This is a genomic window from Exiguobacterium sp. 8H (assembly GCF_902506255.1).
Taxonomy (GTDB): Bacteria; Bacillota; Bacilli; order Exiguobacteriales; family Exiguobacteriaceae; genus Exiguobacterium; species Exiguobacterium profundum.
In genome coordinates this window covers 1,734,902-1,751,409 of the sequence record NZ_LR733429.1, presented here as the reverse complement: position 1 = coordinate 1,751,409, position 16,508 = coordinate 1,734,902, and the positions used below count along the sequence as shown (strand labels likewise).

The following is a 16,508-nucleotide window of genomic DNA, read 5'->3' as shown; positions in this document are numbered from 1 at the left end:
GGATGCTAATGATGGAGGGATCGAGATGAAACGAACGTTAATGCTATCACTATTCCTGACTCCACTGCTCCTGTCAGCGTGTGGAACAGAAGACGCACCGTCGGACACGAGTCAATCCGAGAATGTGACGACAACTACAAAAGACGAGTGGCAACGTGTGGGATCCGATGAAACGGTCTCCCACATCCACGGGGCTGGATTTTGGCAAGACGACGAACGTCTTGTCATCGCGACGCATGCCGGATTGATGGAATATCGAGAAGATGGTTGGTATACGCTGCCGACAAATCGCCATGACTACATGGGATTTGAAGTCGTCGAGGATGGATTTTATGCGAGCGGTCACCCCGATCGTCGGACAGATTTCAAAAATCCACTTGGGGTCATGCATGGAAAAAATCATGGGGCGGTACTCGAGAGTCGGTCGCTTGAAGGCGAGGCAGATTTCCACTATATGAGTGCCGGTTATGCCACAGGTACACTCTACGTTTATTTGGAGGAAGCGACCTCGGAGCTAGAGCCGGGATTTTATCGTTCCATCGATGGTGGGAAATCATTTGAACCGATGCAGGTACAAGGGATAGAGGAAGCGCAAGTGGCAGGAATCGTCGCCGATGCGACGGATGCGGAGCGCGTCTTCTTGTACGGGCCGTCCGACATCCTCGTTTCGAATGACTCTGGAGATTCGTTCGAGCCACTTGTTGAAGCAGAACAAGTTGTCACGGTCGGAGCGGATGAGGGGCAGTTGGCATACGTACGACAGACAGATGGTTCTTTCGAAGGGGTTCGTTTCAACTTAGACGATGAGTCGACAGAGACGTTCAATCTTCCAGAGCTTCAAGCGGACGTTGTGCCAATCGAATTGGCAGTCAACAAGGAGCGCATGTTGCTTGTCACATCGGATAACAGCGTATATGAGTTTACAGACGGGGAATGGGAGATGCGCCTCGACAAAGGTGAGCTCAATTGATTAAAAGACGCCTTTCCATTACAGGATAGGCGTCTTTTTGTCGAGTGGAATCGTGACGGTGAAAGAAGTGCCCGATATATCAGACGTGACTGTCAATTCTCCACCGTGACGGTTGACGATTTGGTCAGCGATGGCGAGTCCGAGGCCGCTCCCGCCAGTCTGTCGAGACCGTGATTTTTCCACACGATACAGGCGGTCAAAAATGTGCGGTAAATCTTCTTCGGGAATGCCTTTCCCATTGTCTGTAATGGTCAGGATCAGGTGAGTGTCCGTGACATTTGAACGCAGGGAGACATGTGAGGCCTCACTATGCTCAATCGCATTATGGGCGATTGAGCGGAAGACTTGGAGCATCCGGTGCCGATCCAATGTAAGAGCGATGTCTTGTTGTCCCGCGTTCGACGAAGCATCGAAGCGAATCGTCGTCATCCGGAACATTGTATCGAGCATTCGACGTAAGTCCGCACAAAACGTTGTGACGGTCACTTCTTCTCGATGCAATAAGAACGTGTTCTCATCGAGCTGTGCCAGTTGAAACGCATTTTCAACGAGTTCTGTGAGCGACCGGCTTTCATCTAAGATTGTCTGAATCGATTGCTTGCGTAACGATTCGGGCGTACTTTCTTTCGAAGCGATTTCGGCGTAACCCCTCAAGTATGTGAGAGGGGTCTTGATTTCATGCGATAAGTCGGATAAGAACTGACGACGTTCCCGCCGTAGTCTGGATAGTTCCACTGACATCGATTCGATGGCACGCGCTAATTCACCGATTTCGTCGACACGATTGGTCGGTAACTGTAAATCGTCTGGGTTTGTCAATACATTCTCCGTTGCTTGTTTTAATGATTGGATCGGTTTTGAAATCAATCGACTCAAGAGGATGAACGTCAAGACGGTCGTCACGAGCGCGATCGCTGTGATATATAGGAATCGCCACTGGAGCCGATGGCTAATTCCATGAATGATTTCAGTCGGTAAAAACATATAGACGTATCCATACCGTCTGTCGGTATCATCTGTGATTGGCGTACGAACGATCAAATACGGTTCGTTTTCCCAGTCGTTCTCTAGGACAGTCGTGTCGTTGAAGGAGCCAGTTTGTTTTTTCGAATCGACTGTATCGGCAAGGACTTGGGGAAAGAAGCGTGAAGTCTGAAGAAGATGATGCGTGGGATCAGTGATGGCGACTTTCGTATCGGTCTCACTTTCCATAGTCGCTACATGATCAATCGTCTCTTCGGAAAAATTCATTGCTAATACGCTCGCATGGCTCTCGGCCCGAGATTCAAGGCGATTGATTTCTTCTACAACACGTTCACCGAGAAGCGTGTGATAGAGGAGAAGAAACAACACACCTTCAATCAATAGGGTGGATAGAAGAAAGACGAGGCTGATGCGAAACGGTAGACTGTTACGACCTCGCTTCATCCGGAACGCTCCTCGGTCCATCGATAGCCACGTCCCCATACCGTCTTTAAATAATCATCAATCGGGAATCCTGCATCGCCTAACTTTTCTCGAATCATACGAATATGCGCATCAACGGTGCGTGGGTCGGATTCTGCAGAATAGGGCCAGACAAGGTCAAACAAATCTAGGCGGTTGAAGAGGCGATTCGGGTGCTGAAGGAATAATTTTAAGATGGCCGTCGCTTTTGGTGTGAGGACAATCTCTTGTTCTTCATACAAAACGCGTCCGCTCTCCTCATCGTAACGTAGTGGTCCGTATTGGATGTTGACGACACGGGTCCGGCGCAAGACGGCACGAATACGAGCGAGGAGCACGTTCCCATCGAACGGTTTGGTGACGTAATCATCCGCTCCAGCATCTAATCCTTGGATGGTCGTCTCATTGTCTGAACGTGCCGTCAACAAGACGACAGGTAATGCCGGATCCATCGTCTTTAACTGACGACAAAGTGAGATTCCATCTACTTCTGGCATCATAATATCTAAAAGGACGAGATCCGGTCGCTCTTCGATTTTGTCGAGTGCGGAACGGGCATCGCTCGCCTCGATGCAAAAGTAGCCGTCACTTTCAAGAAACAAACGAATCAAATGTCTCATTTTTTCTTCATCGTCTACGATGAGAATCTTCATCTTGCATTCCTCCTTCCTCTTATTATTATCGTTCCGTGTGCTTTGCGTGATTTCCTTCCATGGCGAAAAGAGTCTGTAGTTGTTCACGTGCGCGTTCGACGTCTCGACAGTAAATGACGGGTACTCTCGCGTCAATCGGTCGATCCGTGACGATGGCTACTGCACCATTTCGGATGGCGGCCCTCACTAAATCGACGCCACGTTCATTGATTGGGCGCTTGCATATATATAAAAACATTTTATTTATTTTTTCTGGTGTCGTTCCGATTCCGCGAATTGTCATTTCTTCCGGGTGATCGAGATAGGACCAAGATAAAACAGAATCAAGTGTTGCCAGTACGTCACGCAATGTCCGCTCTTGCATCATCGTTCTCCTTCCTTGCATGAACTCAATTTCACTAGTGTACCCGATGTTTGTGAAAAAGAAGTGAAAAGCGTTAAGAGTACGATTAGACGGAGAAATAGGCGGGTTTGAGTATAGAACAAGTAGGAAAAAGAGTTTTTATACGCACAATAAGAAAGGATGAATAAGATGAAACAGTACGGTAAATTTGGAATCATGATTGCGGTCTCGACCTTCATTATGTATTGGCTCATGTATTTGAACGTGTTTCAGTTCAATCATATCTTCTTTAGTCAGACAAGGTTGTACATGGCACTCATCATGGGATCGGTCATGGCGTTCGTCATGCTTCTCTTCATGTGGGGGATGTATAAGAACAAAACAGTTAACTTTATCATCCTAGGGGTCAGTGCTCTCGTCTTCAGTGCCTCGCTTTGGCTCGTACGTAGCCAGACGACCGTCGATGATGTCAGTTGGATGAAAGCGATGATCCCTCACCACTCGATTGCCATTTTGACAAGTGAACGCGCTGAAATTGAAGACCCACGCGTGAAAGAATTGTCTGAAGAAATCATCAAGGCACAGCGCCGTGAAATTGAAGAAATGAAGCGATTGATTGAAGATTTAGAGGATGAAGAGGAGAACGCCGAGGAAAATCGTGAGTAACAGACATGCACAGTCGAAAACGGCTGTGCATTTTTTGTATGTTGAAAAGGAAAAATAAAGAAAGTAAGTTATAATTTGTTTTCCTTTATTTGAAATATAAATGACATATTTGTCGGTTCGTTTTGGTGGTAAAATTTTTTCAGTTAGATAATATAAAAAATAAAAATTTAAATACATAATTGAAAGGATTTACCACATCATGAAACGAAAGATGCTCTCTCTCTTCTGTGCCGTTCTTCTCACAGTCGGAATCTTCACTCCGACAGGTACCCCGGCTGAAGCTGCTACCACGTATTATGTCAAAGTCACGACTAACAGTTTAAACGTCCGTTCGGGCCCGGGCACGACGTATGCAATCGTCGGCAGTGCGAAGTTGGGACAATCCTTCAAATATCTCGGCGTGAGCGGGGGATGGACAAAAATCAATTTCAACGGGACATCCCGCTACGTATCCAGTACATATGTGAAGAAGTACAGTGTCTCCACGCTTTCAACCACATCGACTGCGAAAATGATCATCCCGACAAAAGGGACGTTGACACAAAAGTATGGTCCGGCGAGCGGGCAGTACGGTTATACGTTCCATAACGGTATCGACTTGGCTGCTCCAAGAGGAACACCGGTCGTGTCAGCCGCTTATGGAAAAGTCATCGTTTCTCGGAACTATGGGGCTTACGGTAACCACGTCATGATGAGCCATCAGTTGAATGGACAAACATATATTACTGTATACGCACACCTTGATCGCCTCAATGTCGTTACAGGACAAACGTTAGCAAAAGGAGCAACGATTGGAACGGTCGGGAATACCGGTAACTCGTTCGGGAATCATCTCCACTTCGAAGTGCATCGGAACAGCTATGTGTATAGCAGTTCATCTCCTGCTAACAGTATCAATCCGTATACAATGTTTTGACATAAAAGCACGCGCTCTCAAACAATGGGAGCGCGTGCTTTTTGGTTAATGCCATGTTGTTTGTTTGTTTCGTTCGATTTGGTTGGCGGCGATGAAGCTGACACCAAGGACGATACCGAACACCAATCCGAATAGATTATTGAAAAGTAACATAAGGATGATCCCGAAGACGAGACCGATACTCATGAGGCCAATCCGATCAAACATATTGAATCCCCTTTTCTGTAGTTGTGCACCTCAATGATTAACCGATTTTCAAAGAAAGAACACCGACGAAATGGACTGATTGATTCATTATACGTGTTTAGACGAACCAGGTTTCGTTTTGTAGAAACTATAGAGGACGCTAATCAGGATGACGAGAACGATGGTTCCAAGAGACATCCAAATCGGCATCTTGTACACATCACCGAAAATCATCTTCGCCCCGATGAAGACGAGCATGAAGCTGAGACCGTGTTTCAAATAGTAGAAGCGGTCGATCAAGTTGGCGAGGACGAAGTAGAGACTACGAAGTCCGAGAATCGCCATGATGTTCGCATAGAAGATGATATACGGGTCACGTGAATACGCGAAACTCGCGGCGACCGAATCGACTGCGAAGACGATATCCGACAATTCGATGAAGATGAGCGCGATGAAGAGTGGCGTGAAGAACAACTTCCCATTGATGCGCTTCGTGAACTTCCCGGATGAGATGTCTTGTGTGATGGGGAGGCGTCGCTCGAGCCAACGAATCGTCTTGTTTTCTTCAAGTGACTCGTCTTTCCCGATATTCTTATACATCATCCATCCTGTATAAACGAGAAACGCTCCGAACACGTAGTAGACCCAACCGAAGTTTTCTAAAAGGGATACGCCAGCGACGATGAAGACAGCGCGGAAGAAAATCGCTCCGAGAATCCCCCAGAATAGTACCTTATGTTGATACTTGAGTGGGATGGCGAAATAGGCAAAAACAAGTGAGAAGACGAAGACATTATCAATCGCGAGTGCCTTTTCGATAAAGTAGACGCTCGCATATTCCGTTGCGGCTGTACTTCCTTGCGTGAAGAACAACCATCCTCCGAATGCGATGGCAATCCCAATCCAGACAAACGTCCATGTCCATGCTTCGCGGAGCGAGACTTCGTGCGCTTTACGGTGGAACACCCCGAGGTCAAGTGCGAGCATGAAGATGACGATGAGTAAGAACCCGATGAGTAGGGTCAACAACAATTCCTCCTTTTAAGGTCATATGAACTTCTATATATTTAATTTAAGTTCATAAGAACTCAAAGTCAAGCGTAAAAATCAAAAACCACTCGAAAAGGAGTGGTCAATGTGTAGAGCGTCTTCTTAACACTATGCGAGCCGTCCAACCGACAACAGCGATTATTGTGAATCCTAAAAACATATACATCACATGTGAATACATTTCGATATACCCTAACCAAACTTGCCAATTCTCGCCGACTACAACACCAATAAAAATGAGTACCGTGTTCCAAATGAGCGTCCCGCATGTCGTCAACACGATAAATTGAAGGAACGGCATATTCGACATACCGGCTGGAATCGAAATCAAACTGCGTACGACGGGAACGAACCGACCGAAGAATACTAATTTTGGACCGAATCGATCAAACCAGCGATCAGCCATTCGAACATCTTCTATTTTCAGATAAATTCTTTTGCCGTTACGGGTGATGAATGACTCGAGACGTTCTCGGTCCAGTAAAAGTCCAATCCCATAAAGGACAACGGCACCGAGGAGTGCTCCGACTGTTGCCACAACAATCATCCAAATAGGATTGAGTGTGGTTGTAGTTGTGAAAAAACCGCCAAAAATTAAGATTAATTCGGATGGGATTGGGGGGAACACATTCTCAACAAAAATAAGAAACATGACTCCGAAATAACCAAACTGTTCAATGATTTGTTGAATCCATTGCTCCATACCGTGATCGTCTCCTACCTAATTCATATTCTCCATCAACAATAAGTCGAATGACGACGATTTGGACATCCATCCTAAGATGTAAAGTGTTTTCAAACGATTTTTTTTGATGTCACGAAAGAGTAATTTCAAGGTCAAACTCACTTGAAAGTGATTATTCTTACATATATCGCAGAAGTGACCACAAATATACGGAGTGACTTCGATGCGTGATTTTCTGAACTGCAAATTAAGTATGAAGAAACTAGGAATAAAAAAACTTATAAATAATCATATTCATTTCACAAAAATCATTCGGATAAATCTGACAATTTAAGTTAAAAAATTTTTTATGAAAAGTTATTTACAGTCATTTTGAATCGGAGTAACATCCATCTCATCAACTTCATACGTATTGTTGAAATCTTTTCGCCGAGTTCCGGAGACGGAAGCGGGGGACCCACTGTCCAATCTGGACTGGGGTGAATCCTCAAGTGAGGTAGGGCCAACCTAGGCAAGCCCGAATCCGACAGCTAACCTCGTAGGCGTTATTAGGGGGATCCGACTCATGCAGTGATATGCCACTGGAGCCGTTTCTTGCTCCTGTGGTTTTTTGTATATTTTTTAATGTTAAATAAAGTAAAAAAATGAAAAAAGAGGTTATTATATGGTTGATTTATTCGCAATTGCTTTACTCATTGGTTTAGTGGCGTCTATGAATGTGATGATTCGTTCGATTGATCGGATGCACTGGAATGAACAGGGGTGACGACATGTATATCGTGCTTTTAGCGATTGGAATTGGGTATCTCGCTTGCTTAACCGTTGCATTACTAAAACCAGAAAAATTTTAAAGACAGAGGAGAAGGACGAACGATGTGGGTTACATTCATCATCACGTTGAGTTTGCTCATCACAATCACGATGACAGCCAGTGCCATGTTAGGTGGCTATATTGGACGGCGGTTTGTACCGATTCAAGAACGACCAAACTATGTAGGGAAAGCGCTCGAGACGAGGATCACACGTCGCCTTCGAATAAATGAGCGTGAAAAGCAAACATGGTTTGGCTATGCAAAAGATTTTTTGACACTCAATTTACTATTTTTATTGATTGGTTATGTGTTGCTTCGCTTTCAAGGAGTGTTGCCCTTCAATCCGAATGGGGCCGTCAACTTAGACTGGCATCTAGCATTCCATACGGTCATCAGTTTTATGACCAATACAGACCAACAGCACTATTCAGGTGAGGCGCTCTCTCACTTATCACAGATGTTCGTCTTATCGACACTCATGTTCGTGGCGCCAACGATGGCATTGACGATGGCGATGGCTTTCATTCGAGCGATTCTTGGAAAGCAGATTGGTCAGTTCTATTTCGACTTTGTACGCGTCATCGTGTACGTGCTCTTACCAATCAGCTTATTTTTCGGTATGTGGTTGATTGCGTTTGGTGTCCCACAAACCCTTAGTCCGAATACTGTCGTCACAACGATCGAAGGGGCGAGCCAAACGATTCAACGAGGACCGATCGCATCATTTGAGGTCATCAAACAGCTCGGGAATAACGGTGGGGGCTACTATGCGGTAAATGGTGCGCATCCATTTGAAAACCCAAGCAAGTGGACGAATTACATCCATCTTTTCTTGATGCTCTTATTACCGATGTCATTGCCGTTCATCTACGGGTCGATGGCGAAGAAACGAAAACAAGGATTCCTTTACTTTGGTGTCATGCTTTTCTTGTTCGTCATTGGAACAGTGGCCATGTACGCCACTTTGTACTCGAACCCCTCTTTACATGGACAAGAGATGCGCTTCGGGGCAATTGGTACAGCGCTTTACGGCGCGGTGACGACAGCTGCTGAGACTGGCGCAGTCAATGCGATGCACGACTCGCTTCCATCTCTTAGCGGCATCATCTTGATGGGAAACATGATGTTGAACGTTGTCTTTGGTGGGGTCGGTGCCGGTTTCATGAACTTGATGATGTATGTAATCATCACCATTTTTGTCGCAGCCCTCTTGATTGGACAGACGCCAACCGTGCTCGGGAAGAAAATCGAGGGACGCGAGATGAAGCTTGTCGCATTAACGCTTCTTGTTTCCCCACTCCTTATTTTAGGATTTACGGCTTTGGCGCTCGTCGTACAGCCAGGACAAGAGGCCATCACGAACGCTGGCCCTCACGGGATTTCACAAATCTTGTATGAGTATACATCCGCTGTCGCCAACAACGGATCCGGATTCGAAGGTTTATTGGATGCGACTCCGTTTTGGAATATCACGGCAGGCTTTGCGATGTTCTTCGGTCGATATATTCCGCTTTTATTAATGGTGGCGATGGCAGGTAGTCTTCAAATGAAACCACGTGTCACGGACGATGGGGCACTTCGGACCGACACGCCGCTATTTACATCACTTCTGTTCGGTGTGATTGTCATTGTCGGTGCCTTGACCTTTTTACCAGTGTTGTTGCTTGGACCATTCGCCGAATGGCTCATGATACGTTGAACATAGGAGAGAATAGAAGATGAATGAACTAGAAAAACAGACACGCCGCTTTGACACGAGCTTGATTGTTCCTGCCATGTGGGACGGAGTCAAAAAACTAGATCCACGGACGATGGTGAAACAACCGGTCATGTTCCTCGTATGGGGCGGATTCTTATTATCGCTCGTTTATACGATGCTGTCGGACGAGATGCGAGGATTTCACTTGGCAGTGACGCTCATTTTGCTCGTCACGTTATGGTTCGCCAATTTTGCCGAAGCGATTGCAGAAGGACGAGGGAAGGCGCAGGCAGCTACCCTTCGAGCATCTAAAAATGATGTGATGGCACGTCGAATTGTGAAAGATGGGATTGAGGAAGTCGCTTCGTCGCTCCTTCGAAAAGGAGATATCGTCGAAGTGCGCGCCGGAGACTACCTGCCGGGAGACGGCGAAATTATCGCCGGGCTTGCTTCGATTGATGAATCTGCGATTACAGGGGAATCGGCGCCAGTGATTAAAGAGTCTGGCGGAGACTTCTCTTCCGTCATCGGGGGAACGCTTGTCGTCAGTGACCGGATTGAGGTCGAGATTACAAGCAACCCAGGTGAATCGTTCCTTGACCAGATGATTACCCTTGTCGAGGGCTCGAAACGTCAAAAAACACCGAATGAGATTGCCTTGTCCCTGCTTCTTGTTTCGCTCAGTATGATTTTCTTACTCGTCGTTTTGACACTCCCTGCGTTTACGAACTATCTCGGCTTCCAATTGTCACCACCCATTTTAATTGCACTTCTCGTTTGTCTCATTCCGACAACGATTGGTGGACTCTTATCCGCCATCGGGATTGCCGGGATGGACCGGGTCACGCGATTCAATGTCATTGCGATGAGCGGGAAAGCCGTTGAGGCGGCTGGAGACATTCGAACCATCATTTTAGATAAGACGGGGACCATCACGTTCGGAAACCGGATGGCATTTGAAGTCCTTCCAGTAGAAGGAATCACAGCTTCGCAAGCGCTTGGAGTCGCCGTCTTGACGTCTTTGGAAGACGAGACACCAGAGGGGCGCTCTGTATTGACGCTTGCAAAAGAACGCTGGGGAGAATTAGATGAGTCACCGAAACAAGATGCGGTGATCATTCCATTCAAAGCAGAAACACGTATGTCGGGACTCGACTTGGCAGACGGTCGACGTGTCCGAAAAGGTGCGGCGTCCGCCGTCATTAACTGGGTGAGTGCTCAAGGTGGGATGATTCCGAGCGACTTACAGGATCAAGTCGATGCGATTTCGAAAGAAGGCGGCACACCGCTCGTCATCTCAGAAGATGCACGGATTGTCGGCGTGATTCACTTGAAAGATACGGTGAAACCGGGTATGCGTGAACGCTTCGATCGCTTGCGTCAGATGGGAATCAAGACCATCATGTGCACGGGAGATAATCCGTTGACGGCCGCGACGATTGCACGCGAAGCTGGTGTCGATGAATTCGTAGCGGAGTGTAAACCAGAAGATAAGATTCGTGTCATCAAAGCAGAACAAAAAGCAGGTCATCTTGTCGCCATGACGGGGGACGGTACGAATGATGCCCCGGCGCTCGCACAGGCAGACGTCGGTCTCGCCATGAACTCGGGGACACAGGCCGCGAAAGAAGCGGCGAATATGATTGATTTAGATTCGGATCCGACCAAAATCATTGAAGTGGTCGAAATCGGTAAGCAGTTACTGATGACACGCGGGGCTTTGACGACGTTCTCGATTGCGAACGATGTGGCCAAATACTTCGCCATCTTGCCGGCTATGTTCGTTGCATTTATCCCAGAGATGGATTGGTTGAACGTGATGCGTCTCGGCTCACCTGAGTCAGCCATCTTGGCCGCACTTTTGTTCAATGCCTTGATCATCCCACTTCTCATTCCAGTTGCGATGAAAGGGGTTCGTTACGACCCGGTCGGTCCCGAGAAGTTGTTACGTCGAAATTTACTCGTTTATGGTGTCGGTGGTGTGATTGTCCCGTTTTTGGGAATCAAAGCGCTCGACATCGTCTTAAACTTATTCATGTGAGGTGGACCGAATGTCTTCTATAAAACAAGCAGGTATCGTCGTCAGTTTGACGATGATCTTATGCGGTGTGGCTTATCCACTCGCTTTAACAGTAGCAGGTCAGGCACTATTTCCGAGTCAAGCTGAAGGTAGTTTGATCGAACGCGATGGTGAACAGATTGGATCAAAGTGGATCGCACAACCTTTCGTTTCGGAAGGTTACTTCCACGGCCGACCAACAGCAGTCGATCAACTCACTGGTCAATCGGGCGGCGATAACATGGCAGAAAGTAATCCGGACCGTCCGAAACACGATCCCGAACTTGCGGGAGCGATTGAGACATCCGGATCTGGACTTGATCCGCATATCTCGATAGAACATGCGATGTCACAAGTCGATCGTATCAGCGACGCACGTTCGATGGCGACGGCTGAAGTCGAAGGCGTCATTCAAGACACGGCTGACGGTGAATCGTACGTCAATGTCTTGATGATGAATCTTGCACTAGATGAGTTGAACTGATGCGAGGCAAACTTCGACTTTATATCGGAGCCGCACCGGGTGTAGGCAAAACGTATAAAATGTTGGCAGATGCACGGGCTCGTCAGCAAGAAGGGGTCTCGGTCATGATTGGATTGATTGAGACACATGGACGAAACGAAACAGAGGCGATGATTGGCGATTTGCCAATCGTCCCTCTTCTTTCGCTATTTTATAAAGGACACGAACTGAAAGAGTTAGACGTCGAGACCATCTTATCGTTTCATCCTGATATCGTCCTCGTTGATGAGTTGGCTCATACGAATGCCCCAGGCTCAGTGCGGGCAAAGCGATACCAGGACGTGCAGGTGTTGTTAGAGAACGGAATCAATGTATATGCGGCCGTTAATATTCAGCATTTTGAGAGTCTACTGTTGACCGTGAAAGGCATCACAGGCGTAGAGGTAAGAGAACGGATTCCAGATCTGTTCCTCAATCAGGCTGATGAAATTCTGCTCGTCGATGTGACACCGCAGACGTTACAAGAGCGGATGAGACAAGGGAAGATTTATCGACCGGACAAAATTGAACAAAGTCTGTCGTCATTTTTTACGCTGACCAATCTATCGAGTCTGCGTGAGATTGCGCTTCGACAAGTAGCGGATGAAGTCGATGATCAAGTCTATCGAACCCGAAAAAATGTGGTGTCTGATCCGACGCTCCTCCAAGAGCGGATCATGGTCTGTATTCAGCTCAATGACAATGCGAGACATTTGATCTATCGAGGATTTCGCATGGCGAGTCGACTCAAAGCGAAACTTTATATCTTGTCTGTCCTCCATGGTGAGGAGAGAAAATTGACACCTGAGCAGACTGCCATTCTAAAAGAAGTTCGAGAGCAAGGTGCATCATTCCAGGCAGAAGTGATTGTCTTGAATGTACCGAGGAAAGAACTAACGAAGAGTTTAACGACTACGGCACGAGAAAAACGCATTACCCAATTGATTCTTGGACAATCAGCAAGGACACGCTGGCAAGAAGTCATGCGCGGGTCGATTGTGAATGTCATCATGCGGGAATTGAAGCAGGTGGACATCCATATCGTCTCGGATCAAACGTGACAGGTGTGACGGGTCGTATGAACGGGAAGAGTGAATCATGCGAACAAAGGAGGGGTTTTATGAAATATTTAGTCACAGGAGCAACGGGGAAACTCGGCTCGAAAATTGTAGAGGAACTACTCAAGTCGATTGATGCGAGTGAGCTCGCTGTAAGTGTACGGAATCCGGAGAAGGCGGCGTCTCTTAAAGAGCGTGGCGTTGATGTGCGACATGGTGATTTTGATCAGCCAGACACACTCGATGAAGCGTTCAAAGGTGTTGAGCGTCTTTTGATCATCTCGGCAGATGGCGATAACGATACGCGGATTCGTCAACATACGAACGCGGTTGAGGCGGCGAAACGGGCAGGTGTTTCATTCATTGCCTACACGAGTCTAGCCGATGCGACAGACAGTGAGAACTTGATGGCACCTCCACATGTCGTCACAGAGGAAGCGATTGTCGAGTCCGGTATTCCACATGCGTTCTTACGGAACAACTGGTACTTAGAAAACGAGTTATCAAGCATTCAAGTGGTAATTGACGGGGCGCCATGGATCACGGCGGCTCGGGACGGTAAAGTCGGTTGGGCTCTACAACAAGATTATGCGGAAGCCGCATCGAATGTTCTGTTAAAAGAACAACAGGACAATGCGGTCTATGAACTATCAGGACCACTTCATACCCAGCAAGATCTTGTAGACGCGCTCAGTGAAGTGTTAGGTCGTGAAGTGATGATGCAGGAGTTGAGTCTCGAGGCATACGAAGAGACGATGCGCGGGGCTGGATTGCCAGAGGAAGTCGTTGCGATTCTTGCGGGGATTCAGCGAAGCATTCGTCAAGGAACGCTCGAAATTCATGAGAGTGACTTCGAACCGGTTCTCGGACGCCCGGTCACACCTCTTCAAGAAGGAATTCGTCAATTGCTCGACCGATAAGTAAAATGCCCTCGACCACTTGGTCGAGGGCATTTGTGTTAGGCGCGAGTGGCGTGATCCTCGAGTTGAGTCGTCACGTCTTCAAGCGAATTCGCGGTTAGAGCGAGTCGGTCCGACATCGAGCTGAGTTCTTTTTGAATGGCGACTTGCTCTTCCGTTGCTGCGGCAACATGGTGAATCTGTTGTTGAAGTTCATTCGCCGCATATTTCGTCGATTCAAGTCGTGTTTCGAGTGCTTCCATCTGTGTCGTGACCCGCTGGCGTGTCTCTTGAATCGAAGCAATTTGTTCGTCGATTTCTGATACATCTTCTGTAAGACGGCCAAAGACAGCCGTCACATCGTTCGTGACCGTTTGACAGTTTTCGGTCGCTTGTTTGAAAAGATGCGCTGATTTGGATACGACGGTCGTATCTTCCATCAATCCACCGAGGACTCGGGTCATCTCGGATGCATATTCACGCGATTGGACAGCGAGTTTCCCGACTTCGGAGGCGACAACGGCGAATCCTCGTCCAGCCTCACCGGCACGAGCCGCTTCAATAGATGCATTCAAGGCGAGCATGTTCGTCTGTTCACTGATCGAACCGACTTGTTGCAAGATTCCTTGGATTTCATTTGAACGATTCGACATCGTCGCAACAATCCGGTCGAGTTGTTCCGATTCGGTAATGATTTCTTGTACTTTTGTTTCCATCAGTCGCATGTCTTTGTTCCCAGCAAGGGCATCTTTAGCGATGCGCGAGGACGCTGCGGCCGTCTGGGCCATTCGTTCTTGAATGAGCGCCGTCAAAGACCGGATTGAGTGAATTTCATCTGCCCCTTGCACCATGGATTCCTGTTGGGATGAAGCATGTGCGACAATCGGGTCGACCGTGACAGCGATTTGCTCACCAGATTCAAGAGACTGGTTAGCAGCAGATTCAAGCTCTTCGGCGTGACTGTTTAACGATTGAACGAGGGCACTGACATCATGAATCGCTTGTTGTAACAACTGTCGTGTTTCTTGCTCCTGTGCCTCGGCATGTTGCGTCTCGTTATTACGGAAGTGTATTTGGGCGACAAGCACAACACTCAGAAGAATCAAGTACACGGCATGGACGAGTAGTAAACTGAACGGATATTCGCTCGTTCCACAAATCATCTCAGGGATTAAAAAGTATCCGACTAGATGTTGCACAGCAAAGATTCCGGCACTATACAAAATCAAGTCGATGCGACGCATGAACGACAAAATCGCCAAGACGACAAAAATGGAGAAGTGATATTCAACAAGTCCTTGTCCTCCAGCAACGGTCGAGATGCTTGCGAAGGTGAGTGTCAGCATCATCCAATAAGGAAATGCTACGGATTCTCGCTTAACTGTGACGATCATCATTCCAAAGAAGACGATTGGAAGGGCGAACAAGACCCATGTTACTCCGGAGTACACGTAACCGTCCGCACCGTTTCGCAGAATCGTATACGCATAGGCAAAGTCCGTGAAACGATGTAGCAAATGGACAACAACCGACGTCATCACAATCAATAACGTCGTCAACAACATCAACTGATTTCTTTTAATCAAACTCATCATTCTTTCCTCACATTCTCGTGTTCATTTGTTGTAGCTCTATACATATCGGATGAATAGTATAGAAGTTTATACGGATTACATGTTCAAGGCACAAAAAAAGAGCATAAAGCTCTCTCTCATAAAATTTCAATTCAATCCAAGCCATTTTTTAACCGGTTCTCGGAAGATGTACGTCACGACAATCAAGCCGACGAAGACGAGCGCGGCAATGAAAATCGTGGTGACACTGCCTGAGGCGAGGCTCGCCCCGAGGAAGCTGTAGGCGAACGTACCTGGGATCATGCCGAGCACGGTCGCCGGTACGAAGGCGCGGAAGCGAACACGTGAGATTCCACCGGCATAACTAAGTAAGTCGAAACTGACGAGCGGGATGAGCCGGAGGACAAATACATATAAAAAGCCACGACGCTCCATTTGTGTGAACAGTTTCTCTGACCATGGATAGCGGTCGACGTTGATGACTGAGCGTCCGAAAAAACGCCCCATCACATAACCGGTCGTCGCAGCAGCAGTTGCACCAATAATGATATAGAGGACACCTGGCCATACGCCGAACGCGAGTCCGGCTCCGAGCGAGAGGACGGATGTCGGTAAAAATGCGACCGGACCGATGGCATAAAGAAAAATAAAGAAGAGTGGACCCCAAAATCCGAATGACAAGACGATGTCCCGGATGTCAGACGGACGCAACTCATAGTGAAAATGGGTGATATAAAACAAAGATCCAAACACGAGAAGAAAGAGTGTGAGTTTGAGTGGTCGTGACAAGTTGTCCGCTCCTTTCGTAACCGAATGTATCTGATGTTAGTATACTGCATCTCCATGCAACATAAATGCGAGCCGGCTTACAAAAGGTGTAACGAGATGGAGCAAAGGGGTAGCTATCCGAATCGAAACTTAGGTCAATGCTTTCTAAACATTGCTTCATTTTTCACAAATTCGACACGATAAATAGAATGGGAGGGAAAA

Annotated in this window: 16 protein-coding genes and 1 riboswitch; of the genes, 8 read left to right on the top strand and 8 right to left on the bottom strand. The window is 47.3% G+C overall.

Translation table 11 applies throughout. The annotated features are described in order from the left end of the window. The first annotated feature begins 25 nt into the window (after positions 1 to 25). Positions 26 to 970: a F510_1955 family glycosylhydrolase gene (locus GVY43_RS08915; RefSeq protein ID WP_159562947.1), complete on the top strand. Its 945-nt coding sequence runs from the start codon at positions 26 to 28 to the stop codon at positions 968 to 970. A gap of 18 nt (positions 971 to 988) precedes the next feature. Here the strand turns inward: GVY43_RS08915 and GVY43_RS08910 are convergent, their stop codons facing one another. From GVY43_RS08910 to GVY43_RS08900, 3 genes are read right to left on the bottom strand one after another with little or no spacing between them, the layout of a single operon-like run. Beyond that, complete coding sequence (locus tag GVY43_RS08910; protein WP_159562946.1) at positions 989 to 2,398, bottom strand: HAMP domain-containing sensor histidine kinase; 1,410 nt, start codon at positions 2,396 to 2,398, stop codon at positions 989 to 991. Then, positions 2,395 to 3,069 carry a response regulator transcription factor gene (locus tag GVY43_RS08905; RefSeq protein ID WP_012727305.1) on the bottom strand — a complete coding sequence of 225 codons (675 nt, stop codon included), beginning with the start codon at positions 3,067 to 3,069 and terminating at the stop codon, positions 2,395 to 2,397. Before GVY43_RS08905 ends, GVY43_RS08910 begins: the two co-directional genes overlap by 4 nt. Before the next feature lie 25 nt (positions 3,070 to 3,094). Beyond that, positions 3,095 to 3,433, bottom strand: a complete 339-nt coding sequence (locus tag GVY43_RS08900; RefSeq protein WP_012727304.1) for a UDP-N-acetylmuramoylalanyl-D-glutamate--2, 6-diaminopimelate ligase — start codon at positions 3,431 to 3,433, stop codon at positions 3,095 to 3,097. Positions 3,434 to 3,601: 168 nt separating this feature from the next. On the opposite strand from GVY43_RS08900, the gene GVY43_RS08895 reads away from it, so the two are divergent. Next, the gene (locus tag GVY43_RS08895) at positions 3,602 to 4,078 is read left to right on the top strand and encodes a DUF305 domain-containing protein (protein ID WP_074035791.1); all 477 of its coding nucleotides are present in this window, start codon (positions 3,602 to 3,604) and stop codon (positions 4,076 to 4,078) included. Between the two features lie 199 nt (positions 4,079 to 4,277). Continuing rightward, positions 4,278 to 4,994 (top strand): peptidoglycan DD-metalloendopeptidase family protein, encoded by a 717-nt coding sequence (locus GVY43_RS08890; protein ID WP_159562945.1) that lies wholly within the window; start codon positions 4,278 to 4,280, stop codon positions 4,992 to 4,994. A gap of 45 nt (positions 4,995 to 5,039) precedes the next feature. Here GVY43_RS08890 and GVY43_RS08885 read toward each other — a convergent pair whose 3' ends face one another. The 3 genes from GVY43_RS08885 to GVY43_RS08875 form a co-directional block, all read right to left on the bottom strand. Then, positions 5,040 to 5,201 (bottom strand): hypothetical protein, encoded by a 162-nt coding sequence (locus GVY43_RS08885; protein ID WP_159562944.1) that lies wholly within the window; start codon positions 5,199 to 5,201, stop codon positions 5,040 to 5,042. 87 nt (positions 5,202 to 5,288) lie between these two features. Beyond that, positions 5,289 to 6,206, bottom strand: coding sequence for a TerC family protein (locus GVY43_RS08880; protein WP_159562943.1), 918 nt, complete (start codon positions 6,204 to 6,206; stop codon positions 5,289 to 5,291). 106 nt (positions 6,207 to 6,312) lie between these two features. After that, complete coding sequence (locus tag GVY43_RS08875) at positions 6,313 to 6,933, bottom strand: DedA family protein (protein ID WP_159562942.1); 621 nt, start codon at positions 6,931 to 6,933, stop codon at positions 6,313 to 6,315. A gap of 399 nt (positions 6,934 to 7,332) precedes the next feature. Then, positions 7,333 to 7,475, top strand: a riboswitch (cyclic di-AMP (ydaO/yuaA leader). Positions 7,476 to 7,788: 313 nt separating this feature from the next. On the opposite strand from GVY43_RS08875, the gene kdpA reads away from it, so the two are divergent. From kdpA to GVY43_RS08845, 5 genes are read left to right on the top strand one after another with little or no spacing between them, the layout of a single operon-like run. After that, positions 7,789 to 9,426 (top strand): potassium-transporting ATPase subunit KdpA, encoded by a 1,638-nt coding sequence (kdpA, locus tag GVY43_RS08865; RefSeq protein WP_159562940.1) that lies wholly within the window; start codon positions 7,789 to 7,791, stop codon positions 9,424 to 9,426. Positions 9,427 to 9,445: 19 nt separating this feature from the next. After that, entirely contained in the window at positions 9,446 to 11,467 is a 2,022-nt protein-coding gene (gene kdpB / locus GVY43_RS08860; protein ID WP_159562939.1) for a potassium-transporting ATPase subunit KdpB, read from the top strand. Positions 11,468 to 11,477: 10 nt separating this feature from the next. Next, the gene (locus tag GVY43_RS08855) at positions 11,478 to 11,969 is read left to right on the top strand and encodes a potassium-transporting ATPase subunit C (protein ID WP_159562938.1); all 492 of its coding nucleotides are present in this window, start codon (positions 11,478 to 11,480) and stop codon (positions 11,967 to 11,969) included. Next, positions 11,969 to 13,048: a universal stress protein gene (locus GVY43_RS08850; RefSeq protein WP_196431241.1), complete on the top strand. Its 1,080-nt coding sequence runs from the start codon at positions 11,969 to 11,971 to the stop codon at positions 13,046 to 13,048. Before GVY43_RS08855 ends, GVY43_RS08850 begins: the two co-directional genes overlap by 1 nt. A gap of 59 nt (positions 13,049 to 13,107) precedes the next feature. After that, positions 13,108 to 13,965 (top strand): SDR family oxidoreductase, encoded by an 858-nt coding sequence (locus GVY43_RS08845; protein ID WP_159562937.1) that lies wholly within the window; start codon positions 13,108 to 13,110, stop codon positions 13,963 to 13,965. 38 nt (positions 13,966 to 14,003) lie between these two features. Here the strand turns inward: GVY43_RS08845 and GVY43_RS08840 are convergent, their stop codons facing one another. Then, positions 14,004 to 15,536 carry a methyl-accepting chemotaxis protein gene (locus GVY43_RS08840; protein WP_159562936.1) on the bottom strand — a complete coding sequence of 511 codons (1,533 nt, stop codon included), beginning with the start codon at positions 15,534 to 15,536 and terminating at the stop codon, positions 14,004 to 14,006. A gap of 129 nt (positions 15,537 to 15,665) precedes the next feature. Beyond that, on the bottom strand, positions 15,666 to 16,307 hold the full coding sequence (locus GVY43_RS08835) for a TVP38/TMEM64 family protein (protein WP_078147622.1): 642 nt from the start codon (positions 16,305 to 16,307) through the stop codon (positions 15,666 to 15,668). Positions 16,308 to 16,508: the final 201 nt, after the last annotated feature.